This is a genomic window from Klebsiella sp. OBRC7 (genome assembly GCF_000293135.1).
GTDB classification, from domain to species: domain Bacteria; phylum Pseudomonadota; class Gammaproteobacteria; order Enterobacterales; family Enterobacteriaceae; genus Klebsiella; species Klebsiella michiganensis.
This window is the reverse complement of sequence record NZ_ALNJ01000085.1, coordinates 146,669-172,435: the sequence shown is the minus strand read 5'-3', so window position 1 is coordinate 172,435 and position 25,767 is coordinate 146,669. Positions and strand designations below refer to the sequence as shown.

Sequence of the window (25,767 nt, the reverse complement as noted above, 5' to 3'; positions counted from 1 at the left end):
TTTTTCCTCCCCCTCATCTGATCGTCGTCATCCCCCGGGTCATCAACCAGAACAGCAGCGCCAGCAGACTGACCGAAGCCCCCAGCAGGCAAACGCCCTGCCATCCCGCGCGCGCATATACCGCTGTCGTACTCACCGCGCCCAAACCGCTGCCAAGCGCATAAAACAGCATATACAAACCGACCAGCCTGCTGTGCGCTTCGGGACGGGTACGGAAAATCATGCTTTGATTGGTGACATGCAGCGCCTGACCGCCGAGATCCAGCAGTACAATGCCGACCAACAGCGCCGCGGGCGACCATGCCATCAGCGACAGCGGCCACCAGGCTATCAGCAACATCACCAGGGCCGCGGCGCTGGTGCGCTGCCCATATCCGCGATCGGCCCATTTACCGGCACGACCCGCTGCCAGAGCGCCGATGACCCCGACCAGGCCCAGGGCGCCAATCTCAGTATGGGAAAAGCGAAAGGGCGGAGCGCTTAATGGCAAAACCAGCGCACTCCAGAAGATATTGAAAGCGGCAAACATCAGTAATGCCAGCACGCCGCGCACCTGAAGCACTTTTTCCTGGCGCAGCAGAGCCAGCATGGATATCAACAGCCGCGGATAGCTCAGAGGGTTCGGCGCAGCCGCCAATACCGGCAGCCGACGCCACAGCGGAAGCGCAATGCCCAGCATCAGTAAAGCGGCCAAGATGTACACCCCGCGCCAGCCGAAGAGATCGCTAATCGACCCGGAGAATACCCGCGCCAGCAGCAGCCCGATAAATACTCCGCTTTGCGCAGCGCCCACCACGCGTCCCTGTTCATGGGGCGCGGCGGCGCTGGCGGCATACGCGATTAGCCCCTGGGTCATCGCGGTACCCAGCAGGCCAACGGCAAGCATACAGCCCAATAGCATCACGGCGGTGGAAGCCATACTCACCCCCGCCAGGGCAGCGATCAGTAAAATCACCTGCGTCGCCATCAGGCGGCGGCGATTCACCCTGTCGCCCAGCGGCACCAGCAGTAGCAACGCCAATGCGCAGCCAATCTGGGTTGCCGCAATCACCCCGCCAATCGCGGCGTCGCCGATCGCAAAATCTCGCGCCAGCGCGTCGAGCAGCGGTTGCGCGTAATACACGTTTGCCACGCTCAGGCCGCTGGCGATAGCAAACAGCCAGACCAGGCTGCGAGGCATAACCGTTTGCGGATCGCTTAGCGTTGAAGATATTAGTGTCGCTTTCATGATGTCCACCTTGGTTATCTGGTTTCAAAATAAAACCAGTTGAAGGCTAGAACATCAAGTTTTAAAATGCAACTACTTACCAGGCCGTTCGGAGAGCCCATGCCAGCGCGTGAAAAAATGAAAAACGAAACCTGCCCCGTCGCCCGAAGCGTGGATATTATCGGCGATCGCTGGTCCTTATTGATTGTACGCGACGCCTTTGATGGCATACGCCGCTTCAGCGATTTTCAGCGAAGCCTCGGTATGGCGCGTAATATTCTCTCTGACCGTCTGCACAAACTGGTAAACTCAGGTATTCTCACTATGCAATCCGCCTCGGATGGCACGGCTTATCAGGAATACGTACTGACGGCAAAAGGAGAGCGTTTGTTCCCCGTTGTCGTTGCGCTACGCCAGTGGGGAGAGCTGCATCTGTTTGCCCATGGGGAACCCCATTCCGTACTGATCGATAAACGTACGCTGCGCCCGATACCGATGATGTCGCCCGCGGCCGAAGATGGACTCGTCCTCACCGCCCAAGAGACAGAGGTACAAAAAATCGAATAAAATTCTTTATTTAACAGCTGTTTATATTAAAGGTGTATAATAAACGCTAAACTGTTCAATATCATAAATAAAATGGAGAACTGGCATGCGCGTACTCGTGGTTGAGGATAACGCTCTGCTGCGCCACCACCTGAAAGTTCAGTTGCAGGAGCTGGGACATCAGGTCGATGCGGCGGAAGACGCAAAGGAAGCGGATTACTATCTGGGTGAGCACGTTCCGGACATCGCCATCGTCGATCTTGGCCTGCCGGATGAAGACGGCCTTTCGCTGATTCGTCGCTGGCGCAGCCACGACGTGTCGGTACCGGTGCTGGTGCTGACCGCGCGCGAAGGCTGGCAGGATAAGGTTGAGGTCCTGAGCGCCGGAGCGGATGATTACGTCACTAAGCCGTTCCATATCGAAGAGGTGGCCGCCCGCATGCAGGCGCTTCTGCGGCGTAATAGCGGCCTGGCATCACAGGTTATCTCCATTCCGCCTTTCCAGGTGGATCTGTCGCGTCGCGAGCTGTCGGTCAACGACCAGCCCATCAAGCTGACGGCATTTGAATACACCATTATGGAAACCCTGATCCGCAACCGGGGCAAAGTGGTCAGTAAAGATTCGCTGATGCTGCAGCTCTACCCCGACGCCGAACTGCGCGAAAGCCATACCATCGATGTGCTGATGGGACGATTGCGCAAAAAAATACAGGCTGAGTATCCGCAGGATGTGATTACCACCGTGCGCGGTCAGGGCTATCTGTTCGAACTGCGCGGATGAAAGGGGTGCTGCGGCATATTCTGCCGCTGTCGTTACGCGTTCGCTTTCTGCTGGCGACGGCCGCTGTCGTGCTGGTGCTGTCACTCTCCTATGGCATGGTCGCGCTGGTGGGGTATAGCGTCAGTTTCGATAAAACCACTTTCCGCCTGCTGCGCGGCGAGAGTAATCTGTTCTATATGCTGGCGAAATGGGAAAACAACACCATTGATGTTGATATCCCCGAAAACCTGAATATGCAAAGCCCCACGGTGACGCTCATTTACGACGACCGCGGCCAGCTGCTGTGGGCACAGCGCGACGTACCGTGGCTGGTAAAACGTATTCAACCGGACTGGCTCAAAAACAACGGCTTTCACGAAATTGAGGCCGACGTTGACAGCAGCAGTATGCTGCAGCACAACAACCATGAGATTCAACAACAGCTGGACGCCATTCGGCAAGAGGACGATGGCTCCGAAATGACCCACTCGGTGGCGATCAATATCTATCCGGCCACCAGCACTATGCCGCAGCTCAGTATCGTGGTTGTCGACACCATTCCGGTGGAGCTGAAGCGCTCCTATATGGTGTGGAGCTGGTTTATTTACGTCCTGGCGGCCAACCTGCTGCTGGTGATCCCGCTGCTGTGGGTCGCGGCATGGTGGAGCCTGCGCCCTATCGAATCGCTGGCCAAAGAGGTCCGCGAACTGGAGGAGCATCACCGCGAGATGCTCAATCCGAATACCACCCGCGAGCTGACGCGGCTGGTCAGCAATCTCAACCGCCTGCTGAAAAGCGAGCGCGAACGCTATGATAAATACCGCACGACGCTGACCGACCTCACCCACAGTCTGAAAACTCCGCTTGCGGTGATGCAGAGCACTCTGCGTTCCATGCGCGGTGAGAAAATGAGCGTCAATGAAGCAGAGCCGGTAATGCTGGAGCAGATTAGCCGCATCTCGCAGCAGATTGGCTACTATCTGCATCGCGCCAGCATGCGCAGCGGCGGTTCGCTGCTCAGCCGCGAGCTGCATCCCATCGCTCCGCTCCTCGACAGCCTGACCTCGGCGCTGAATAAGGTCTATCAACGTAAAGGCGTGAACATTACCCTGGATATCTCGCCGGAAATCAGTTTTGTCGGTGAAAAGAATGATTTTATGGAGGTTATGGGCAATGTGCTCGATAACGCCTGTAAATACTGCCTTGAGTTTGTGGAAGTCTCCGTCCGGCAGACCAACGACAACCATCTGCATATTCTGGTTGAAGATGATGGCCCGGGTATCCCCGCCGCGATGCGCAGCGCGGTGTTCGACCGCGGCCAGCGCGCAGATACGCTGCGCCCCGGACAGGGCGTCGGTCTCTCGGTTGCCCGCGATATCGTAGCCCAGTACGATGGCCGCATCCTCGCCGAAGAGAGCCTGCTCGGCGGCGCCTGCATGGAAGTGATTTTTGGTCGCCAGGCCCTGGAAGATAAAGAGAGCTAAAACAGTCGGTTTTTTAACGGCGCCTGCATCATGCTGGTGCCGCATCCGTTATAATCCCTAACAGACACCTGCTGTGGAATATAAATATGGATTATCAATTAACGCTTAACTGGCCCGACTTTATCGAACGCTACTGGCAAAAACGCCCGGTGGTGCTGAAACGGGGCTTTGCTAATTTCGTCGATCCGTTAAGCCCGGACGAACTGGCCGGACTGGCGATGGAGAGCGAAGTCGACAGTCGCCTGGTCAGTCATCAGGACGGTAAATGGCAGGTTAGCCACGGCCCCTTTGAGAGCTACGATCACCTGAGCGAGAATAACTGGTCGCTGCTGGTACAAGCGGTTAATAACTGGCACCAGCCAACGGCGGCGCTGATGCATCCATTCCGCGCCCTGCCCGACTGGCGCATCGACGATCTGATGATCTCGTTTTCCGTCCCCGGCGGCGGCGTCGGTCCGCATCTCGACCAGTACGATGTGTTCATCATTCAGGGGACCGGCCGCCGCCGCTGGCGCGTGGGCGAAAAAGTGCCGATGAAACAGCACTGTCCGCACCCGGACCTGCTGCAGGTCGACCCGTTTGAAGCCATTATTGATGAAGAGATGGAGCCGGGCGATATTCTGTATATTCCGCCGGGGTTCCCGCACGAAGGCTACTCGCTGGAAAACTCGCTCAACTATTCGGTTGGCTATCGCGCGCCTAACGCGCGTGAGCTGTTCAGCGGCTTTGCCGATTATATTTTGCAGCGCGAACTGGGCAGCCAGCGTTACGCCGACCCGGACGTACCGTCTCGCGAGCACCCTGCGGATATTCTGCCTGCGGAGCTGGATCGCCTGCGCGATATGATGCTGGGGCTGATTAATCAGCCGGAGCACTTTAAGCAGTGGTTCGGCGAATTTATCACCCAGCCCCGGCACGAGCTGGACGTGGCGCCGCCGGAGCCACCGTACCAGCCGGATGAAATTTACGATGCCCTGCAGCAGGGAGATAAGCTGACGCGTCTTGGGGGCCTGCGCGTGCTGCGGATTGATGGCGAGGTATTCGTCAACGGCGAGAAGATCAACTCTCCGCACCGTCCTGCGCTGGATGCTCTGGCAACCCACCTGACGCTAAACGCTGAGCATCTCGGCGATGCGCTGGAAGATCCCTCCTTCCTCGCCCTGCTGGCCGCGCTGGTCAACAGCGGCTACTGGTTCTTTGAGGACTGAGTCTTCGACTGCCCGGTGACGGCTGACGCCTCACCGGGCCCGTAGCTTATAGCCTTCATGCGCCTCGTTTCGCCGTCAGCTCCGCAATACGTACAATCACCTGCACCGCCTTCTCCATGCCTTCAAGCGTCACAAACTCATGCTTGCCGTGGTAGTTATAGCCGCCGGTAAACAGATTCGGACACGGCAGCCCCATGAAGGAGAGCTGAGCGCCATCGGTACCGCCGCGAATCGGCTTCATCTGCGGATCGATCTGGCAATCCACCATCGCCTGGCGGGCTATCTCCACCACGTGCGGGTGCGCCATCACTTTTTCATGCATATTGTAATAGCTGTCTTCGATGACCAGTTCAATATAGCAATCCGGATGCAGCCCCTTGCCGACCTTTTTGGCGATCTCCATCATTTTGCGCTTGCGGGCCTCAAACTGCTTGCGGTCAAAATCGCGGATGATGTAGTGCATATCGGCCCGATCGACCGTGCCTTTGATACTGGCCAGATGGTAGAAGCCCTCATAGCCTTCGGTGGTTTCCGGCGCTTCGTCCGCAGGGACTTCGGCATGAATGCGCGCCGCCAGCGATAGCGCGTTGACCATCACCCCTTTCGCCGTACCGGGATGAACATTGTTGCCAACGATCTTAATCGTCACCGACGCGGCGTTAAAGTTCTCGAACTCCAGTTCACCCACCCCGCCGCCGTCGACGGTGTAGGCCCAGCAGGCGTCAAACGCGGCAACATCGAAATGCTTCGCCCCTTTGCCCACCTCTTCATCCGGGGTAAAGGCGACGCGGATATCGCCGTGAGGAATATTCTTCGCCTTTAGCGTCGCCAGCGCGGTCATGATTTCCGCGATACCGGCTTTATCATCGGCGCCGAGGAGCGTTTTACCATCGGTGGTGATCAGCGTCTGCCCGAGCAGCTGGTGCAGCACCGGGAACATCACCGGGGAGAGGACCTCATCGCCAATACCAAGCGCGATATCGCCGCCGCGATAGTTTTCTACGATCTGCGGATTCACGTTCTTGCCGCTGAAGTCAGGCGACGTATCGACATGAGAAATAAAACCAATGGCCGGAATATCACCCTCAACGTTAGCCGGCAGGGTGCCCATGATCGTCCCTTTCTCACTCAGCGTCACATTCACCAGTCCCATTTCTTGCAGCTGCGCCTGAAGCAGACGTAGCAGCTTCCACTGACCTTCCGTGCTCGGTACCTGACGCACGCCCGGTTTCGACTGCGTGTCTAAAGAAACGTACTGCAAAAAACGCTCAAGCAATTTATCCATGTAGCCACCCTCTTCTTTTGTGACAACATTATTGATAAGCCGGAAAAACCAAATATTGCGTCAGGTCATTTTTAGCCCGGCAAATGAGAATTTAATACATTTCACACGATAATGTTGTAAAGGTAGTTCATCATGGCGCATCAATCATTGGCGATTACAATCGTTTGCCGTAGAATGCTCGGCCTTATTATTTTATGTGCAAAACCAAAGGTGGTTAACCACAAACCCCGCATCGGTAAGCTTTCCGCTGCGTCTACACGGGACAGAGTCGAAAATTGAATACACAACCGCGTTCGCGTTCTCCGCTGGTTCAGCTGGCGGGAATTCGCAAAAGCTTTGATGGTAAAACGGTTATCTCCGACCTCAATCTGACCATCAACAACGGTGAGTTTCTCACCCTGCTTGGCCCCTCTGGCTGCGGTAAAACAACCGTTCTTCGTCTTATCGCCGGACTGGAAAGCGTCGATAGCGGCCAAATCCATCTCGAAGATCACGATATCACCCATATCCCGGCGGAAAACCGCCACGTGAACACCGTCTTTCAAAGCTATGCGCTGTTTCCGCACATGACGGTGTTTGAAAACGTCGCCTTCGGCCTGCGTATGCAGAAAACTCCGACGGCGGACATCGCGCCCCGCGTCCACGATGCCCTGCGCATGGTGCAGCTTGAAGCGTTTGCTCAACGTAAACCGCACCAGCTGTCCGGCGGCCAGCAACAGCGCGTGGCGATTGCCCGCGCGGTGGTAAATAAACCGCGCCTGCTGCTGCTTGATGAATCCCTCTCCGCCCTTGATTATAAACTGCGCAAGCAGATGCAGAACGAACTGAAGGCGCTGCAGCGTAAGCTCGGCATCACCTTCGTCTTCGTCACCCACGATCAGGAAGAAGCGCTGACCATGTCCGACCGTATCGTGGTGATGCGCGAGGGTAAAATCGAGCAGGACGGTACGCCGCGCGAAATCTACGAAGAACCGAAAAACCTGTTCGTCGCCAGCTTTATCGGCGAAATCAACATTTTCAGCGCCACGGTCATTGAACGGATTGACGATCGGCGGGTGCGCGCCAGCGTCGAAGGCCGCGAATGCAATATCTACGTCAACTTCGCCGTTGAAAAAGGCCAGCGGCTTAACGTCCTGCTGCGCCCGGAAGACCTGCGCGTGGACGAGATCCACCACAGTAATGACGCCGATGGCCTGATAGGCTATATCCGCGAACGCAACTATAAAGGCATGACGCTGGAATCGGTGGTTGAACTGGAAAACGGTAAAATGGTGATGGTCAGCGAATTCTTTAATGAGGACGACCCTGATTTTGACCACTCTCTCGACCAGAAAATGGCCATTAACTGGGTAGAAAGCTGGGAGGTTGTGCTGGCCGATGAAGAACACCAGTAAATTCCAGAATGTGGCGATCGCCACCATCGTGGGCTGGCTTGTGCTGTTTGTCTTTCTGCCCAACCTGATGATCATCGCCACCAGCTTTCTGACCCGCGACGACACCAACTTCGTCAAGCTGGTCTTTACGCTGGACAACTACGCGCGCCTGCTCGACCCGCTCTACTACGACGTGCTGCTGCATTCGTTGAATATGGCGCTGCTGGCGACGCTGGCCTGCCTGGCGCTCGGCTACCCTTTCGCCTGGTTCATGGCCAGGCTACCGGAGAAGGTGCGCCCGCTGATGCTGTTTCTGCTGATCGTGCCGTTCTGGACCAATTCGCTGATTCGTATCTACGGACTGAAGATTTTTCTCAGCACCAAGGGCTACCTTAATGAATTTTTGCTGTGGCTGGGTATCATCGATACGCCGCTGCGCATCATGTACACCCCCTCGGCGGTGATTATCGGCCTGGTCTACATTCTGCTGCCGTTTATGGTGATGCCGCTCTACTCGAGCATCGAGAAGCTCGACCGCCCGCTGCTGGAAGCGGCAAAAGACCTTGGCGCCGGTAAGCTACAAACCTTTATCCGTATCATCATTCCGCTGACCATGCCGGGGATTATCGCCGGCTGTCTGCTGGTGATGCTTCCGGCCATGGGGCTGTTCTACGTTTCCGACCTGATGGGCGGCGCGAAGAACCTGCTGATTGGTAACGTGATTAAGAGCCAGTTCCTCAACATCCGCGACTGGCCGTTTGGCGCGGCGACCAGCATCACGCTTACGCTGGTGATGGGCCTGATGCTGCTGATTTACTGGCGCGCGGCGCGTTTACTGAATAAAAAGGTGGAGCTGGAATGATCGGTCGACTGCTGCGCGGCGGCTTTATGACCGCTATTTACGCGTATCTCTATATTCCCATTATTATTCTGATCGTTAACTCGTTTAACAGTTCACGCTTCGGCATTAACTGGCAGGGTTTTACCACCAACTGGTATAGCCTGCTGATGAACAACGACAGCCTGCTGCAGGCGGCGCAGCACTCGCTGACCATGGCGGTGCTGTCGGCGACCTTTGCTACGCTTATCGGCTCGCTGACCGCCGTGGCGCTGTACCGCTATCGCTTTCGCGGCAAGCCGTTCGTCAGCGGTATGCTGTTCGTGGTGATGATGTCGCCGGATATCGTGATGGCGATTTCGCTGCTGGTGCTGTTTATGCTGATCGGTATTCAGCTGGGATTCTGGTCGCTGCTGTTTTCCCACATCACCTTTTGCCTGCCCTTCGTGGTGGTCACGGTATTTTCGCGCCTGAAAGGTTTTGACGTGCGGATGCTGGAAGCAGCGAAAGATCTCGGCGCCAGCGAACTGACCATTCTGCGAAAGATCATTTTGCCGCTGGCGCTGCCCGCGGTGGCCGCAGGGTGGCTGCTGAGCTTTACCCTGTCGATGGATGATGTGGTGGTCTCTTCATTCGTCACCGGGCCGGGTTATGAGATCCTGCCGCTGAAGATCTATTCGATGGTTAAAGTTGGGGTATCGCCAGAGGTTAACGCGCTGGCGACCATTCTGTTGGTTCTGTCGCTGGTGATGGTGATTGCCAGCCAGATAATTGCACGTGATAAAACTCAGGGGACGTTAAAATGAAAAAATGGTCACGCCACCTGCTCGCTGCGGGCGCTCTGGCAGTCGGTATGAGCGCCGCGCACGCGGACGATAGCAAAACGCTCTATTTCTACAACTGGACCGAGTATGTCCCGCCGGGGCTGCTGGAGCAGTTCACCAAAGAGACCGGCATCAAGGTGATCTATTCGACCTACGAGTCGAACGAAACCATGTACGCCAAGCTCAAAACCTATAAAGACGGCGCCTACGACCTGGTCGTGCCTTCCACCTACTTCGTCGACAAAATGCGTAAAGAGGGCATGCTGCAGAAGATCGACAAGAGCAAACTGAGCAACTTCAGCAATCTTGACCCTGAAATGCTCAACAAACCGTTCGACCCCAACAACGACTACTCCATTCCGTACATCTGGGGCGCGACGGCCATTGGGGTGAATAGCGAAGAGATCGATCCGAAGACCGTCACCAGCTGGGCGGATCTGTGGAAACCCGAGTATAAGAGCAGCCTGCTGCTGACCGACGACGCGCGCGAAGTGTTCCAGGTCGCGCTGCGTAAACTGGGCTACTCCGGTAATACCACCGATCCGAAAGAGATTGAAGCGGCCTATAACGAGCTGAAAAAACTGATGCCGAACGTCGCGGCGTTCAACTCCGATAACCCGGCGAACCCGTATATGGAAGGCGAAGTGAACCTCGGCATGGTATGGAACGGCTCCGCGTGGGTTGCGCGTCAGGCCGGTACGCCGCTGGAAGTGGTGTGGCCGAAAGAAGGCGGCATCTTCTGGATGGATAGCCTGTCGATTCCGGCAAACGCCAAAAACGTTGATGGCGCGCTGAAGCTGATCAACTTCCTGCTGCGCCCGGAAGTGGCCAAACAGGTCGCGGAAACCATCGGCTACCCGACGCCAAACCTTGCCGCACGGAAGATGCTAAGCCCGGAAGTCGCCAACGATAAATCGCTCTACCCGGACGCCGCAACGATTCAGAAAGGCGAATGGCAGAACGATGTCGGCAGCGCCAGTACGCTTTATGAAGAGTATTATCAGAAGCTGAAAGCGGGTCGTTAATCGCTCCAGCATGCCGGGCATCGGTTAAGTTGAATACCCAAAATAATTCGAGTTGCATCACGGCGGCAACTAAACGCATCCCCGGGAGCGTACAAACAGTACGTGACCGGGGTAAGTGCAGGTAGCCAACAAAGAGGCAGCTTGAAGTATGATGGGTATTAATGTGTTACAAGAATAAGTACACATGAAACAGTGACGGTAGCTAACCTCTTTTATCAGGCGGTATGACTGTACTTCAGCAGCGGCGGCTTTTACCTGTATAAAATAGTCCCCCTATGGGCGGTAATGATAGGCTTCAGTACCTTTGTAGCCACCTGGCTGTGGACGCGTAAACGACGCTGAATTTACCCCAGCTGGCTCGCTTTTCGCCGTTCTGGGTGAGAGTGAAATGCGGCGGGCGGCTTTTTACTACCCGCCAGAGGCCTACTCGTTCCGCTTTCCCTTACGCTTATTTGCGGCGTCATCCACCTTGCCGGTGACATAGTTCAGCGGCTTCCACAATGCAGCTATCGTAATAAGCGTACCGAACGCGGCGATATCGCCCTGTGCGCGCTGGCCGACCAACAGCAGATAGAGCAGATGAAACAGACATGAAGCGGCGGATCCGAGACCGAGAAAAAAACAAATAATAAACAGCATATTTCGGCTATCGGAAAGACGGGGCAGGCAATGCTGACTCCACAGCCCAACCCCAACTGCGGCAATAAAAATAATGAAAGATATCACTAACGGGCTATCCATAGCCGCTCCTGCTTTCCATCGCGATTTATCAAGGACGTGGCGTCGACCTGGCTATCTCATGCAGCAATTTTTCCACAAACCTCGGTACTTCTTCGCTTGCCAGGCCATAGTGTTTTTCGGCAAATTCGCTGCCCACCTGGCTTGGCTCAAGGTTGAGCTCTACCGTATGGGCGCCCTGCAGCCGCGCTTCGTGAACAAAGCCTGCCGCCGGATAAACGTGCCCGGAAGTGCCGATGGCGATAAAGATATCGCACTCGGCCAGCGCAAGGTAGATCTCATCCATATCCAGCGGCATCTCGCCGAACCACACCACGTGCGGGCGCAGCGGCGCGGGGAACTGGCAGCAGTGGCATTTGTCTTCCGCGGTCACATCGCCGGTCCACTCCAGCACCTGGCCGCTCCACGAGCAGCGCACCTTCAGCAATTCGCCGTGCATATGTATCACCCGGCGATTGCCCGCGCGCTCGTGCAGATTATCGATATTCTGGGTCACCAGCAAAAAACGATCGCCCAGCGCCTCTTCCAGCCGCGCCAGCGCCTGATGCGCCGCATTGGGCACGATATCCGGTCCTTGCAGCTGGCGGCGGCGGTCATTATAAAACGCCTGCACCAGCGCCGGGTCGCGGGCGAAGCCTTCCGGCGTCGCCACGTCTTCCACCCTATGCTCTTCCCACAGGCCATCGGCGGCGCGGAAGGTTTTAATTCCCGACTCAGCCGAAATACCCGCGCCGGTTAGCACCACGACTCTTGGTTTTTCCATCGTTTCAGGGGTCTCCTTATCTTCGCCGAAGAAAATCCGCTGACGCAGACGGTCTCGTAACCGACGCTTATTGCGGCGAAATCGGCTTAATCGATGTAAGCGGCGCGACTGCATAGCTACCTCTGTCGTTATTGAGTCAGATGAAGGAAGGCCGCACCGCGCATGCCTCCGGCATCGCCATGACGCGCGCGCTCAATGCGCGGCACGCTGGCAACGGGAAGCAGATGTCGCGGCAGGCGCTGCGCCAGCCCTTCGGTTATTGCTGTAAAGTTAGACAATCCTCCGCCAAGCACCAGCAGATCCGGGTCGACAATCGTTAAAATATTGCCGAGGCATACCGCCAGCAGATCGAGATAGCGCTCGACGTGCTCGCGCGCCTTTGCGTCGCCCTGCTGCCATAGCGCGACGATCTCGGGCGAGGTTAAAGCGTGTTGGTAAAAATGTTCATACAGCCAGGCGAAGCCGCGTCCGGAAAGGTAGTTTTCAATGCAGCCCAGCTGGCCGCAGCCGCAGCGCGTAAGCGGAAAATCGCGCCCCACCACCTCCAGCGCATCCACCGGCAGGCGGGTATGGCCGAATTCGCCGGTAATATAGCGATGCCCGGTAATCGATTTTCCGTTGAGTACCAGCCCCCCGCCAACCCCGGTGCCGAGGATCATCCCCATCACCAGCGGATATTGGGTGAACTCGTCATCCCACGCTTCGGAGAGGGCAAAACAGTTGGCGTCGTTATCAAGCCGCACATCGCGGCCCAGAAGTTCGCTCAGATCGGCCCGCAGCCGCCTGCCGCTGGCGGCGGGCACGTTGGCGGCGTAGAGCGTGCCGTCCTCCGTCTCCGGCATGCCCGGAATACCGATGCCCACCGAACCCTGACAGCCGAAGCGCCGATCGGCTTCCTCAACCAGCGCTTCTACCGCCTGCAAAAAAACCTCATAGCTCTCTTTTGGCGTGGCGACGCGTTTTTCCCACTGTAGCCGCCGCGCTTTATCAAATACGCCCAGCGCTATCTTGCTGCCGCCAATGTCAAATCCATAGTACATTTCAGCAATTCCTCTTTACTGGTCAGCAAAGCCGACCATGACGATAAATTACTGGCCACTCAGCACCCTCGCCGGGTCAATGCGGCTGGCGCGGCGGGCGGGATACCAGCTGGCCAGCAAACTCAGCAACAGTGCCGTCACCAGCACGTAAACGACGTCCAGCCAGTGCAGTTCAGACGGCAGGAAGTCAATAAAATAGATGTCGCCGGAGAGGAATTTATGCCCGATCAGGCTCTCAATACCGTTAATGATTGCGGTCAGCTTAAAGGCGCAGATAACGCCAATCGCCACCCCAATCAGGCTCCCTACCGAACCGGCAAGTAAACCATACCATACGAAAATCGCGCGGATCAGCCCGTCTTTTGCGCCAAGCGTGCGCAGCACCGCAATATCGCCGCTTTTATCTTTCACCGCCATCACCAGGGTCGAGACGATGTTAAAGCAGGCCACGCCAATCACCAGCACCATCGCCAGGTACATAATGGCGCGGATCATCTGAATGTCCCGGTACATATAGCCGTAGGTGCCTATCCAGCTCTTGATATAAACGTAGCTATTGGTCACCTGGCCCGCATCGCGTACCGGGGTGTTGGCATGAAACACGTCGGTCACTTTGATGGCGATCCCCGTCACGCTGCTGCCCATATCAAGGTACTGCTGCGCATCCTGCATGGGAATCATGGCAAAACTATGATCGAGCTGTCCGCTGAGCTGCAAAATACCGGCGACGTGAAGCCTGACGCGCTTTGGCTGCAGCAGCTGATGTTCGGCATCGGAGTTAGGGATCATAATTGACACCCAGTCCCCCTGCTTAACGTGCAGGGCATCGGCGACGCCTTTACCAAGGATCACCTGCTGTTCGCCAGCTTTAAAGCTGGCCCACGCATTGTTCTGCACAAAGTTGGGCAGCGAACTGAGACGGCCCTCCTGCTGCGGGTCAACGCCTTTCACCTGGATGGCGCGCATATTGCTGCCGCTCTCCACCAGCCCGGTGAAGTTAATATATGGCGCCGCGGCAACGATGCCTTTAACCTTCTCAACCTTCGCCAGCGCCTCGTTCCAGTTGTTCCACGGCTGGTTCACCGGTTCAATCTCACCGTGAGGGACCACCGCCAGAATGCGGTTGTTGAGTTCGCGTTCGAAGCCGTTCATCGCGCTCAGGCCAACGATCAACACCGCCACGCCCAGCGCGATACCGATCGTCGAAATAACCGAAATCAGCGACACCATCCCACCGCGCCGCCTTCCACGGCTGAAGCGCAGGGCAATCAATAACGATAACGGAGAAGCCATTACTCAGCCCCCATCAGGGAGAGTTCGGCTGTCAGGCGCCCATCGCGCATCTCCAATTGGCGGCTCATGCGTTTTGCCAGCTGCAGGTCGTGGGTCACCACCAGGAAGGCGGTACGCTGCGCCACGTTCAGCTCGCCAAGCAGTTGAAAAATGCTGTCGGCGTTGCGGGCGTCAAGGTTACCGGTGGGCTCGTCCGCCAGCACCAGGCGCGGTTTATTCACCAGCGCGCGGGCAATCGCAACGCGCTGACGCTCGCCGCCGGAGAGCTCCGACGGACGGTGGCCGCTGCGGTGCTCAAGCCCGACGGCGCGCAGCATCGCTTTCGCCTGCCGCTCGATATCCGCCGCCTTCTGCTTACCAATCAGCAGCGGCATCGCCACGTTTTCCAGCGCGGTGAAATCCGGTAAGAGGTGGTGAAACTGATAGATAAAGCCCAGTTCGCGGTTGCGCAGATCGGCGCGGGCGGCGGCGGAGAGCTGGCTCATCGGCTGGCCGTAAAAGATAACGTCGCCGGAGGTCGGCGTATCCAGCCCGCCAAGCAGATGCAGCAGCGTACTTTTGCCGGAACCCGAGGTACCGACAATCGCCATCATCTCGCCCTCCTCAATGCTGAAGCTGACATCATGCAACACGTCGGTTTGCACGCTGCCTTCCTGATAGCGTTTGCACAGGTTGTCGCATTGCAGCAGGATCTTATTCATAACGTAAAGCCTCAGCGGGTTGAGTGGCGGCAGCGCGCCATGAAGGATACAACGTAGAGAGTAATGCCAGCACCATTGCCACGAGGGCAATCACAATGACCTGCAGCGGCTCAATGGCCACCGGCAGCGCGGCGCCGTCGAGGAATGCGCCGATAATCGGCATCAAATTATTTAACTGACTGGCAAGCAGCGCGCCCAGTCCGGCGCCAAGCAGCGCGCCGACGATCCCGGCGCTAGCGCCCTGGACCATAAAGACCAGCATGATCTGCCGCGGCGTCAGGCCAAGGGTCTGGAGAATCGCCACTTCGCCCTGTTTTTCCATCACCATCATTCCCAGAGAGGTAATGATGTTAAAGGCGGCGACGGCGACGATCAGGCTCAGCAGCAGGCCCATCATATTTTTTTCCATCCGCACGGCCTGGAACAGCTCGCCTTTACGCTCGCGCCAGTCCTGCCATTTGGTCCCTTCCGGCAGCGTCTGCTGGCTGAGGGTATCCACCTGTAAAGGCTGATTCAGCCACAGCCGCCAGCCGGTAATATTTCCCTGCGGGTAGCGCATCAGGCGCGAGGCGTCGTCGATGTTGGTCAACATTTGATAACCATCGACTTCACTGCTGGCCGCAAAGGTACCGATCACGTTAAACAGGCGCTGGCTGGGAAGCCGCCCCATCGGGGTAAACTGGCTGGCGGAAGGCACCATCACGCGGATTTGATCGCCGCGATTGACGCCCAGCTGTCCTGCCAGCTGCTCGCCCAGGATGACGTTATACTTGCCGGCCTGCAGATCGCTCTGCTTGACGTTAACCAGGTAGGGCGTCAGGGGATCTTTTTGCGCCGGGTCGATGCCGAGCATCACGCCGACCGCCACGCTGCGGGCGCTTTGCAGCACCACATCGCCGGTGGTCAGCGGCGCCACGCGGGTGACCCCCTGTAATCTGGCCGCGCTTTCCGGCAGCTGTTGCGGGTTTACAGACCCCTGCTTGGCGCTAAGAATGGCCTGCGGCATCAGCCCCAGGATGTTGTTTTGCAGCTCGCGTTCAAAGCCGTTCATCACCGAAAGAACGGTCACCAGCGCCATCACGCCAAGCGTAATGCCGATGGTCGAAAGCCAGGAGACGAAACGACCGAAGCGGTCGGCTGCGCGCCCACGCATATAGCGAAGGCCGATAAAGAGTGCGGCAGGTTGATACATGTCATCCATCTGATTGCTGATAGCCGATGCCCGAGTATATAAGCGATTATGGGCAGCGTAAATGACTGATACCTGTAGATTTTATTGACAAAAATAGCAAAAAATCAATATAAACAACAAGATAGACAGGTAAGTCAATATTTAACTTTACGCTTATCGGAGTTCGTTACATTTTTGGCCACGACAGGATGTTTGCGATACGGGTTGGCGAATCCGGGTCGATCGCGGATAATCTCACTATTGAATATCAGCGAGTTGCCCTCCATATCGGCAGAGCGAATACCCAAGAGATCATGATACCGTCTATGCCTGAACAATACCGATACTCTCTGCCGGTTAAAGCCGGCGATCAGCGCCAGATTGGCGAACTGACCGGCGCGGCCTGCGCCACTCTGGTGGCGGAAATGGCCGAGCGCCACGGCGGACCGGTGGTACTGATTGCCCCCGATATGCAAAACGCCCTGCGTCTGAATGATGAAATCAGGCAGTTTACCGATAGCATGGTGGCGGGCCTGGCGGATTGGGAAACCCTCCCTTACGATAGCTTTTCCCCGCACCAGGACATTATCTCTTCCCGTCTCGCCACCCTGTACCAGCTCCCGACGATGGAACGCGGCGTACTGATTATCCCGGTCAGCACCCTGATGCAGCGCGTCTGTCCGCATAATTTCCTCCACGGCCACGCGCTGGTGATGAAAAAAGGCCAGCGCCTGTCGCGGGATGCGCTGCGCTCCCAGCTGGATAGCGCCGGCTATCGTCACGTCGACCAGGTGATGGAGCACGGCGAGTACGCCACGCGCGGCGCATTGCTTGACCTGTTTCCGATGGGCAGCGAGCAGCCCTACCGTCTCGATTTTTTTGATGATGAGATAGACAGCCTGCGCCTGTTCGACGTCGACAGCCAGCGTACGCTGGAGGAAGTCGCCAGCATTAACCTGCTTCCGGCGCACGAATTCCCGACGGACCAGGCAGCTATCGAGCTGTTCCGCAGCCAGTGGCGCGACCGCTTTGAGGTCAAACGCGACGCCGAGCATATTTATCAGCAGGTCAGCAAAGGCACGCTGCCCGCGGGAATCGAATACTGGCAGCCGCTGTTCTTTAACGAGCCGCTGCCGCCGCTGTTCAGCTATTTCCCGGAGAAAACCCTGATCGTTAACACCGGCGATCTGGAGGCCAGCGCCGAACGCTTCCAGAACGAAACCCGCGCCCGCTTTGAAAACCGCGGCGTCGACCCGATGCGCCCGCTTTTGCCGCCGGAACAGCTGTGGCTGCGCAGCGATGAGCTGTTTAGCGAGCTAAAAAAATGGCCGCGCGTCCAGCTCAAAACCGAGCGTCTGGCGGAAAAAGCCGCCAACACCAATCTCGGTTATCAGAAATTACCCGAGCTGGCGATCCAGGCGCAGAACAAAGCGCCGCTGGATAACCTGCGCCGATTCCTCGAGTCCTTCAGCGGGCCGGTGATTTTCTCGGTCGAGAGCGAGGGGCGTCGAGAGGCGCTTGGCGAAATGCTGGCGCGTATTAAGATCGCGCCAAAGCATATCCTGCGTCTTGAAGAGGCGACGGGTAATGGCCGCTATCTGATGATCGGCGCCGCCGAGCATGGTTTCGTCGATAGCCAGCGTAATCTGGCGCTGATTTGCGAAAGCGACCTGCTGGGCGAGCGCGTCGCGCGCCGTCGTCAGGACTCTCGCCGCACCATCAATCCGGATACGTTGATTCGTAACCTGGCGGAGCTGCATATCGGCCAACCGGTGGTGCACCTTGAGCATGGAGTTGGGCGCTACGCCGGAATGACCACCCTTGAAGCGGGCGGCATCAATGGCGAATACCTGATGCTGACCTACGCCAACGATGCCAAACTGTACGTGCCTGTGTCGTCGCTGCATCTGATTAGCCGCTATGCGGGCGGCGCGGAAGAGAATGCGCCGCTGCATAAACTGGGCGGCGACGTCTGGGCGCGGGCGCGGCAGAAAGCGGCCGAGAAAGTGCGCGACGTGGCCGCCGAACTGCTGGATATCTACGCCCAGCGCGCGGCAAAAGCGGGCTACGCGTTTAAACATGATAAAGAGCAATATCAGCTGTTCTGCGACGGCTTCCCGTTCGAGACTACGCCCGATCAGGCGCAGGCTATTAACGCCGTACTAAGCGATATGTGTCAGCCGCTGGCGATGGACCGTCTGGTGTGCGGCGATGTCGGCTTCGGCAAAACGGAAGTGGCGATGCGCGCCGCGTTTCTGGCGGTTGAAAACCATAAGCAGGTGGCGGTGCTGGTGCCGACCACCCTGCTCGCCCAGCAGCACTTCGATAACTTTCGCGATCGCTTCGCCAACTGGCCGGTGCGCATCGAGATGCTCTCGCGCTTTCGTAGCGCCAAAGAGCAGGCGCAGATCCTCGAGCAGGTCGCGGAAGGGAAAGTCGATATTCTTATCGGCACCCATAAACTGCTGCAGCCGGACGTTAAGCTGCGCGATCTCGGCCTGCTGATTGTTGATGAAGAGCACCGCTTCGGCGTGCGCCATAAAGAGCGCATCAAGGCGATGCGCGCCGACGTCGATATCCTGACCCTGACCGCCACGCCTATTCCGCGTACGCTGAATATGGCGATGAGCGGTATGCGCGATCTGTCGATCATTGCCACTCCGCCCGCCCGCCGTCTGGCGGTCAAAACCTTCGTCCGCGAATATGACGCGCTGGTGGTCCGCGAGGCGATCCTGCGTGAGGTACTGCGCGGCGGCCAGGTTTACTACCTCTATAATGACGTGGAAAACATCCAGAAAGCCGCCGAGAGGCTGGCGGAGCTGGTGCCGGAAGCGCGCATTGCCATCGGTCACGGCCAGATGCGCGAGCGCGAACTCGAACGGGTGATGAACGATTTCCATCATCAGCGCTTTAACGTGCTGGTGTGCACCACCATTATCGAAACCGGGATCGACATTCCAACGGCGAACACCATTATTATCGAGCGCGCCGATCACTTCGGTCTCGCACAGCTGCACCAGCTGCGCGGTCGCGTCGGTCGTTCGCACCATCAGGCCTATGCCTGGCTGCTGACGCCGCATCCGAAGGCGATGACCACCGATGCGCAAAAACGTCTTGAGGCTATTGCATCGCTGGAAGATCTCGGCGCTGGTTTCGCGCTGGCAACGCATGACCTCGAAATTCGCGGCGCGGGTGAACTGTTGGGCGAGGATCAGAGCGGTTCCATGGAAACCATCGGCTTCTCCCTCTATATGGAGCTGCTGGAAAATGCCGTTGACGCGCTGAAAGCAGGCCGCGAACCCTCGCTGGAGGATCTTACCAGTCAGCAGACCGAAGTTGAGTTACGGATGCCGTCGCTGCTGCCGGACGACTTTATCCCGGATGTGAATACGCGCCTGTCGTTCTACAAACGCATTGCCAGCGCGAAGAACGAGAATGAGCTGGAGGAGATCAAAGTCGAGCTTATCGATCGCTTTGGCCTGCTGCCCGACCCGGCAAGAAACCTGCTCGATATCGCCCGACTCCGCCAACAGGCCCAGAAGCTGGGGATCCGCAAGCTGGAGAGCAACGAAAAGGGCGGCACCATTGAGTTTAACGAGAAGAATAACGTGAACCCGATGTGGCTGATTGGCCTGTTGCAAAAGCAGCCTCAGCACTATCGCCTGGATGGCCCAACGCGCCTCAAGTTTACGCAGGACCTTGCCGAGCGTAAAACACGGATGGAGTGGGTGCGCCAGTTTATGCGCCAGCTCGAAGAGAACGCCGCCGCCTGATAGCAGGCGGGATACGGCCTGTGCGTCGTATCCCGCCCCTCCTCGCTTGTTCGGCAAAATTTACAAACATTTTGCAATCCCTCTGAACTTCCAGACACTCGCTTCGCCATAATCTCAGGGACTTTTCGTATAAAAATAACCACTTACTTATTATGGAATTAGGGTGATGAAAAGCTTTACGCGAATTTCTCTGTGGCTGGGGATGATGGTTATCGCCGCCGCACTGGCGCTGCCCGCTCGCGCCAATACCTGGCCCCTGCCGCCTCCGGGCAGCCGTCTGATCGGGCAAAACCAGTTTCATGTCGTCGAGAATAACGGCGGCTCGCTCGAAGCGATCGCCAAAAAGTACAACGTCGGTTTTCTGGCCCTGCTCCAGGCTAACCCCGGGGTGGATCCGTATGTTCCACGAGCCGGTAGCGTGCTGACGATTCCGCTGCAAACCCTGCTGCCCGACGCGCCGCGCGAAGGATTAGTCCTTAACCTGGCCGAACTTCGCCTCTATTACTATCCGCCAGGAAGAAGTGAAGTGACCGTTTATCCTATCGGCATTGGTCAGCTCGGCGGCGACACCATCACGCCGACGATGGTCACCACCGTCTCCGACAAACGCGCCAACCCGACCTGGACGCCGACGGCAAATATTCGCGCCCGCTATAAAGCAATGGGCATTGACCTGCCCGCCGTCATGCCCGCCGGCCCGGATAACCCCATGGGGCACCACGCCATTCGCCTGGCGGCGTACGGCGGCGTGTATCTGCTGCACGGCACCAACGCCGACTTCGGCATCGGCATGCGCGTCAGCTCCGGCTGTATTCGCCTGCGCGATGACGACATCAAAGCGTTGTACAACGAAATCACCCCAGGCACGAAGGTGACGATTATCAATACGCCAATCAAGGTGTCCGTGGAGCCGAACGGCACCCGTCTGGTGGAGGTCCATCAGCCGCTGTCAAAACATATTGATGACGACCCGCAGACGCTGCCCATTACCCTTACTGACAGCATGCAGGCGTTTAAGCAGGCACAGTTGACCGACACCGAGGTAATGGAACGCGCGATGATGCTGCGTTCGGGCATGCCGATTGACGTCACCCGCCACCATCGCGTAACGGAGCAGTCGCTCTAGTTCGCTAAACTGCCGACGAAAAAAAACCGCCTTCAGTTCACTGAGGCGGTTTTTTTATGGCAATAATCAAACAGGGTCCTGCTTTTCTGCGAGCTGCGGCGCCATATAAGGGGTGGGCACCGCCTCTCGTCAGAGAATAACGTCCTTGTTACTTCACGCGGACTGCTGAAGGGGGTCAGATCCGCGCTTAGTCAGTGGCATAACAGGGGTAGCGCAACAAATTATTTGTAGATAACCGCAGTCCCGTGAAGGGTGTTAGGACCGGTTACGGACGTAATACGGTAAGAGGTTGCGCCCATCTCTTCCGCTTTTTGCGCCAGCTGATCTTCCAGCGAACCCAGGTTGGTCCCGGCTGAGGCGGAAACGGTACCGATTTTATGCTGGCCCGCCGGCGTTGACTGAACTTCTACGGCGGCAAAGCTGGCGAAAGAGAGTGAGCTAAGAACAGCGGCGATAGCGAGTGTTTTAACGTTTTTCATGATTGTTATACCTGTGCAGATGAATGTTTTTGTAGGGGCGAACGCATTTAATTAACGATCGATAGGGAAATGATAATGTGATCTAAGTCACACGTCAAACTATTTTTATAACGACCGTTTAACTATTTATAAACAGCTTAAAATTCATACATATATGAATTATTTATTTTTAGAGCAACATCGCTGGTAGCACGTAAGGTTTATTTTTATAATGCCCTTTCAACAAACCAACACAGGTACAGCGGCACCATGACAACTGACGTTCAAAGTTGCACAAAAAAAAGCCGTGGCCGACCTAAAGTGTTCGACAGGGAAGCGGCGCTGGATAAGGCCATGACACTCTTCTGGCAGCACGGCTATGAAGCGACCTCTCTCGCCGATTTAGTGGAGGCGACGGGCGCAAAAGCGCCTACGCTCTACGCGGAATTTGTGAATAAAGAGGGGTTGTTTCGCGCGGTGCTGGATCGCTACATCGCGCGTTTTGCCGCCAGGCACGAAGCGCTCCTCTTTGACGAAGAGAAAAGCGTCGATCGGGCGTTACGCGACTACTTCACCGCCGTCGCGACTTGCTTTACCAGCAAAGAAACGCCGGCAGGCTGCTTTATGATTAATACCTCCGCAGCGCTGGCGGCGGCGTCCACCGATATCGCCAATACCGTGAAGTCCCGGCACGCGATGCAGGAACAGACGCTAACGCAGTTTCTCCAGCAGCGGCAGCTGCGCGGCGAGCTGCCGCCAGACGGTGACGTACGCCAGCTGGCGCAGTTTCTTAACTGCATATTACAAGGCATGTCGATCAGCGCCCGCGAAGGCGCCGACTTCACTAAAATCATGCAGATCGCCGAGACCACGCTGCGTCTGTGGCCCCAGGTTCTTCAGCGCTAGGACCTTGCTTACCGGTGGGCTCCCCACCGGTTCCCCTCCCCTTTATCCCTACATAACGCAATGTTTTCAGTCATTTATTTTGTTCATTTCACGAGAATGATATTGATAACAATAATCAATACGGGCAAAATTCAGTCTTAAACGTTTCTGTATATTTCACCATGTAACAACCGGTACGCCCGTACCGAATAACGAAAACAACGATATCGTAAGCCCTAAATAATTCGAGTTGCAGGACATGGCGCTTGTGCCTTGATCTGCGCTAGCGCTGGCCCCGTAGGGGCCAGGCCCATGGATGGGCCGGGTAATCCGCAGTCAACACACCTGCAACTTGAAGAATGACGGGCATAAACTCATAAAAGGAATGAGCATGAACAAGCGTCTCTGGGTGCTTAACCCACTGCTGCTGGCAACCGCCCTGCCCGCCTGGGCCGCTGATGACAGCATGATCGTCAGCGCAAACCGAACGCACCGCACCGTCGCTGAAATGGCCCAGACCACCTGGGTTATCGAAGGTCAGGAAATTGAACAGCAAGTTCAGGGCGGAAAAGAATTTAAAGACGTGCTGGCGCAGCTGATCCCCGGCATCGACGTCAGCAGCCAGGGACGCACCAACTACGGCATGAATATGCGCGGCCGCGCGATCGTCGTGCTGATTGACGGCGTTCGCCTTAACTCCTCCCGTACCGATAGCCGCCAGCTGGATTCTATCGATCCGTTTAACATTGAGCATATCGAGGTGATCTCTGGCGCCACATCGCTGTACGGCGGCGGTAGTACCGGCGGCCTTATTAATATCGTCACCAAAAAGGGCCAGCAGGAGCGCCAGGTCGATCTGGAGCTGGGGAGCAAAACCGGTTTTGCCAACAGCAACGATCATGATGAACGCGTGGCGGCAGCGGTCAGCGGCGGTACCGACCACGCTTCCGGCCGTTTATCGGTAGCCTATCAGCGTTTTGGCGGCTGGTATGATGGCAATAACGATGCGCTGATCCTTGATAATACCCAGACCGGGCTTCAACATTCCGACCGCCTGGATGTAATGGGAACGGGAACCATTGAGATTGACGAGAACCGTCAGCTGCAGCTGGTAACCCAGTACTATAAAAGCCAGGGCGACGATTACGGTCTGTACCTCGGGAAAAATATGTCGGCGGTGACCGGCGACGGCAAAGCCTTTACCACCGATGGCCTGAACTCCGACCGCGTCCCCGGCACCGAACGTCACCTGATAAGCCTGCAGTATTCCGATGCCGATTTCCTCGGCCAGAATCTGGTCAGCCAGGTCTATTATCGTGATGAATCCCTGACTTTTTACCCTTTCCCTACGCTCAGCAAAGGCCAGGTCAGCAGCTTCTCCTCTTCACAACAGGATACCGATCAGTACGGCGCGAAGATCACCCTGAATAGCCAACCGCTGGATGGCTGGGATCTGACCTGGGGAGTGGACGCCGACCACGAAACCTTCAACGCCAATCAGATGTTCTTCAATTTGGGCCAGTCTATGTCTTCCGGCGGTCTGAATAACCAGGCTATCTACACCACCGGCCGTTATCCCGGCTACAGCATTACCAACCTGGCGCCGTTCCTGCAGTCCAGTTATGACCTGAACGACATCTTCACTATCAGCGGCGGCGTACGTTATCAGTGGACGGAAAACCGGGTCGATGATTTTGTCGGCTATGCCCAGCAGCAGGATGTCGCCAGCGGCAAGGTCAGCTCAGCGGATGCCATTCCGGGCGGAAAAACCGATTACGACAACTTCCTGTTTAACGCCGGGATTGTCGCCCATCTCACCGATCGTCAGCAGACCTGGTTTAACTTTTCCCAGGGCGTTGAGCTGCCGGATCCGGGCAAATACTACGGCATCGGAAAGTACGGTGCGGCGGTCAACGGCCATCTTCCGCTTCTCTCAAGCGTGAACGTTGGCGATTCGCCGCTGCAGGGAATTAAAGTTAACTCGTACGAACTGGGCTGGCGCTACACCGGCGATAATCTGCGCACTCAGCTGGCGGCTTACTATTCGACCTCCGATAAAACGATCGTCGTTAACCGTACCGATATGACCATCGATGTGCAGTCCGATAAACGCCGTATTTATGGCGTAGAGGGCGCGGTGGACTATTACTTCCCGAACAGCGACTGGAGCGCCGGAGCTAACTTTAACGTGCTGAAATCGCAGGTGAAAAGCGACGGTAGCTGGCAGAAGTGGGACGTCACTCTCGCCTCGCCGTCAAAAGCCACCGCGTGGGTGGGCTGGGCGCCGGAGCCGTGGTCGCTGCGGGTGCAGAGCCAGCAGGTGTTTGATATAAGCGATGCCAGCGGCAATAAGCTCGACGGCTACAATACGGTAGACTTTATCGGCAGCTACGCGCTCCCCCTCGGCAAGCTGACCTTCAGCATTGAGAACCTGCTCAATGAAGATTATGTCACCCTCTGGGGCCAGCGCGCGCCGCTGCTGTACAGCCCGACCTACGGCAGCAGCTCTCTCTACGAGTATAAAGGCCGCGGACGCACCTTCGGCCTGAACTACGCGTTGAGCTTCTGATAAAAAAAAGCCCCTCAGCCAGAGAGCCTGAGGGGCGAATAAAGATACACATCTTTTTTACGCTTTGTTAGTCAGAATCAGTTGGCCATTGCTGTCCAGCGGGATTTGCGTACCAGGGTCGCGATCCATACGGATTTTGCCCTGCTGGTCGCCGATTTTGTAAGTGACATCGTAGCCGAGCATTTTTTCTGATTTATCGTACACCGTTTTGCAGCGCTGCTGCGTCGTGGTGTAGGTATCCCCTTCCTGCATTGAGCCCTGAATCTGGTTACCGGCATAGCCGCCGCCCAGCGCGCCCACGACGGTGGCAACGTCGCGGCCGCGTCCGCCGCCGAACTGATGGCCAATAACCCCACCGGCCACCGCGCCCAGCACGGATCCGGCGATGCGGTTTTCATCCTGCACCGGTCGACGATGGGTCACGGTGACGTTCCGGCACTCCTGGCGCGGGGTTTTGACGCTCTCTTTTATCGGCGTACTGGACACAACCTGTGCATACTGCGGGCCGCGATCTAACACGTTAAGACCGGCAACGGCTGCGACGCCCAGCGCGGCAGCCACGCCAATACCTATACCCGCCAACATTGATTTATTCACGGGACTTCCTCCTTCGTTGCTATTGCCCGTAATTTTGCAATCCAGGCATCAGGCTTGCAAATAAGAAAGCGGATGAAAAGTGCGTGAACGTATGGCAAATCAA

At 56.8% G+C, this 25,767-nt stretch carries 22 protein-coding genes and 1 pseudogene; 12 read left to right on the top strand and 11 right to left on the bottom strand.

The window, feature by feature from the left end:
• Positions 1 to 13 precede the first annotated feature (13 nt).
• On the bottom strand, positions 14 to 1,228 hold the full coding sequence (locus HMPREF1144_RS16945) for an MFS transporter (protein WP_009653383.1): 1,215 nt from the start codon (positions 1,226 to 1,228) through the stop codon (positions 14 to 16).
• 99 nt (positions 1,229 to 1,327) lie between these two features.
• Between HMPREF1144_RS16945 and HMPREF1144_RS16940 the strand changes: the two genes are divergently transcribed.
• From HMPREF1144_RS16940 to HMPREF1144_RS16925, 4 genes are all read left to right on the top strand, one after another.
• On the top strand, positions 1,328 to 1,774 hold the full coding sequence (locus tag HMPREF1144_RS16940; protein ID WP_009653498.1) for a winged helix-turn-helix transcriptional regulator: 447 nt from the start codon (positions 1,328 to 1,330) through the stop codon (positions 1,772 to 1,774).
• Positions 1,775 to 1,859: 85 nt separating this feature from the next.
• Positions 1,860 to 2,534, top strand: a complete 675-nt coding sequence (gene phoP / locus HMPREF1144_RS16935) for a two-component system response regulator PhoP (protein ID WP_004101181.1) — start codon at positions 1,860 to 1,862, stop codon at positions 2,532 to 2,534.
• On the top strand, positions 2,531 to 3,997 hold the full coding sequence (gene phoQ, locus HMPREF1144_RS16930) for a two-component system sensor histidine kinase PhoQ (RefSeq protein ID WP_042927944.1): 1,467 nt from the start codon (positions 2,531 to 2,533) through the stop codon (positions 3,995 to 3,997). The genes phoP and phoQ overlap by 4 nt, the downstream gene beginning before the upstream one ends.
• An 86-nt stretch (positions 3,998 to 4,083) precedes the next feature.
• Positions 4,084 to 5,205: a cupin domain-containing protein gene (locus HMPREF1144_RS16925; RefSeq protein ID WP_009653488.1), complete on the top strand. Its 1,122-nt coding sequence runs from the start codon at positions 4,084 to 4,086 to the stop codon at positions 5,203 to 5,205.
• Positions 5,206 to 5,260: 55 nt separating this feature from the next.
• On the opposite strand, the gene pepT is transcribed toward HMPREF1144_RS16925, so the two are convergent.
• A complete protein-coding gene (gene pepT, locus HMPREF1144_RS16920; RefSeq protein WP_004849966.1) occupies positions 5,261 to 6,490 on the bottom strand; it encodes a peptidase T in 1,230 nt (409 codons plus the stop codon).
• A gap of 275 nt (positions 6,491 to 6,765) precedes the next feature.
• Between pepT and potA the strand changes: the two genes are divergently transcribed.
• From potA to potD, 4 genes are read left to right on the top strand one after another with little or no spacing between them, the layout of a single operon-like run.
• Entirely contained in the window at positions 6,766 to 7,884 is a 1,119-nt protein-coding gene (gene potA, locus HMPREF1144_RS16915) for a spermidine/putrescine ABC transporter ATP-binding protein PotA (protein WP_004849964.1), read from the top strand.
• A complete protein-coding gene (gene potB / locus HMPREF1144_RS16910) occupies positions 7,868 to 8,725 on the top strand; it encodes a spermidine/putrescine ABC transporter permease PotB (protein ID WP_009653465.1) in 858 nt (285 codons plus the stop codon). The genes potA and potB overlap by 17 nt, the downstream gene beginning before the upstream one ends.
• Positions 8,722 to 9,507 carry a spermidine/putrescine ABC transporter permease PotC gene (potC, locus tag HMPREF1144_RS16905; RefSeq protein WP_004849960.1) on the top strand — a complete coding sequence of 262 codons (786 nt, stop codon included), beginning with the start codon at positions 8,722 to 8,724 and terminating at the stop codon, positions 9,505 to 9,507. Before potB ends, potC begins: the two co-directional genes overlap by 4 nt.
• Positions 9,504 to 10,550: a spermidine/putrescine ABC transporter substrate-binding protein PotD gene (gene potD / locus HMPREF1144_RS16900; RefSeq protein ID WP_004849958.1), complete on the top strand. Its 1,047-nt coding sequence runs from the start codon at positions 9,504 to 9,506 to the stop codon at positions 10,548 to 10,550. The genes potC and potD overlap by 4 nt, the downstream gene beginning before the upstream one ends.
• Before the next feature lie 423 nt (positions 10,551 to 10,973).
• Here potD and HMPREF1144_RS16895 read toward each other — a convergent pair whose 3' ends face one another.
• The 7 genes and pseudogenes from HMPREF1144_RS16895 to HMPREF1144_RS33695 all read right to left on the bottom strand — a co-directional run.
• Complete coding sequence (locus HMPREF1144_RS16895; protein WP_004849956.1) at positions 10,974 to 11,291, bottom strand: hypothetical protein; 318 nt, start codon at positions 11,289 to 11,291, stop codon at positions 10,974 to 10,976.
• A gap of 28 nt (positions 11,292 to 11,319) precedes the next feature.
• Complete coding sequence (gene cobB, locus HMPREF1144_RS16890) at positions 11,320 to 12,165, bottom strand: Sir2 family NAD+-dependent deacetylase (protein WP_004849954.1); 846 nt, start codon at positions 12,163 to 12,165, stop codon at positions 11,320 to 11,322.
• Between the two features lie 14 nt (positions 12,166 to 12,179).
• On the bottom strand, positions 12,180 to 13,091 hold the full coding sequence (nagK, locus tag HMPREF1144_RS16885; protein ID WP_009653421.1) for an N-acetylglucosamine kinase: 912 nt from the start codon (positions 13,089 to 13,091) through the stop codon (positions 12,180 to 12,182).
• A gap of 48 nt (positions 13,092 to 13,139) precedes the next feature.
• On the bottom strand, positions 13,140 to 14,384 hold the full coding sequence (gene lolE, locus HMPREF1144_RS16880) for a lipoprotein-releasing ABC transporter permease subunit LolE (RefSeq protein ID WP_042927942.1): 1,245 nt from the start codon (positions 14,382 to 14,384) through the stop codon (positions 13,140 to 13,142).
• Positions 14,384 to 15,085, bottom strand: coding sequence for a lipoprotein-releasing ABC transporter ATP-binding protein LolD (gene lolD / locus HMPREF1144_RS16875; protein ID WP_009653514.1), 702 nt, complete (start codon positions 15,083 to 15,085; stop codon positions 14,384 to 14,386). The genes lolE and lolD overlap by 1 nt, the downstream gene beginning before the upstream one ends.
• Entirely contained in the window at positions 15,078 to 16,277 is a 1,200-nt protein-coding gene (lolC, locus tag HMPREF1144_RS16870) for a lipoprotein-releasing ABC transporter permease subunit LolC (protein ID WP_004849945.1), read from the bottom strand. The genes lolD and lolC overlap by 8 nt, the downstream gene beginning before the upstream one ends.
• 200 nt (positions 16,278 to 16,477) lie before the next feature.
• Positions 16,478 to 16,543, bottom strand: a pseudogene (locus HMPREF1144_RS33695) (hypothetical protein); the annotation flags it as partial.
• A gap of 39 nt (positions 16,544 to 16,582) precedes the next feature.
• On the opposite strand from HMPREF1144_RS33695, the gene mfd reads away from it, so the two are divergent.
• Complete coding sequence (mfd, locus tag HMPREF1144_RS16865) at positions 16,583 to 20,029, top strand: transcription-repair coupling factor (RefSeq protein ID WP_009653454.1); 3,447 nt, start codon at positions 16,583 to 16,585, stop codon at positions 20,027 to 20,029.
• A 166-nt stretch (positions 20,030 to 20,195) separates the two neighbouring features.
• Positions 20,196 to 21,155, top strand: coding sequence for a L,D-transpeptidase LdtC (gene ldtC, locus HMPREF1144_RS16860; protein WP_009653517.1), 960 nt, complete (start codon positions 20,196 to 20,198; stop codon positions 21,153 to 21,155).
• A 221-nt stretch (positions 21,156 to 21,376) separates the two neighbouring features.
• On the opposite strand, the gene bhsA is transcribed toward ldtC, so the two are convergent.
• Positions 21,377 to 21,634 (bottom strand): multiple stress resistance protein BhsA, encoded by a 258-nt coding sequence (bhsA, locus tag HMPREF1144_RS16855; RefSeq protein WP_004131427.1) that lies wholly within the window; start codon positions 21,632 to 21,634, stop codon positions 21,377 to 21,379.
• A 249-nt stretch (positions 21,635 to 21,883) separates the two neighbouring features.
• Here bhsA and HMPREF1144_RS16850 point away from each other — a divergent pair, with 249 nt between their 5' ends.
• Together HMPREF1144_RS16850 and HMPREF1144_RS16845 are read left to right on the top strand one after the other, a co-directional pair.
• Positions 21,884 to 22,519: a TetR/AcrR family transcriptional regulator gene (locus tag HMPREF1144_RS16850; protein WP_004849937.1), complete on the top strand. Its 636-nt coding sequence runs from the start codon at positions 21,884 to 21,886 to the stop codon at positions 22,517 to 22,519.
• 370 nt (positions 22,520 to 22,889) lie between these two features.
• A complete protein-coding gene (locus HMPREF1144_RS16845) occupies positions 22,890 to 25,067 on the top strand; it encodes a TonB-dependent siderophore receptor (protein WP_004849935.1) in 2,178 nt (725 codons plus the stop codon).
• Between the two features lie 57 nt (positions 25,068 to 25,124).
• On the opposite strand, the gene HMPREF1144_RS16840 is transcribed toward HMPREF1144_RS16845, so the two are convergent.
• Positions 25,125 to 25,664: a glycine zipper 2TM domain-containing protein gene (locus tag HMPREF1144_RS16840; protein ID WP_004131424.1), complete on the bottom strand. Its 540-nt coding sequence runs from the start codon at positions 25,662 to 25,664 to the stop codon at positions 25,125 to 25,127.
• Positions 25,665 to 25,767: the final 103 nt, after the last annotated feature.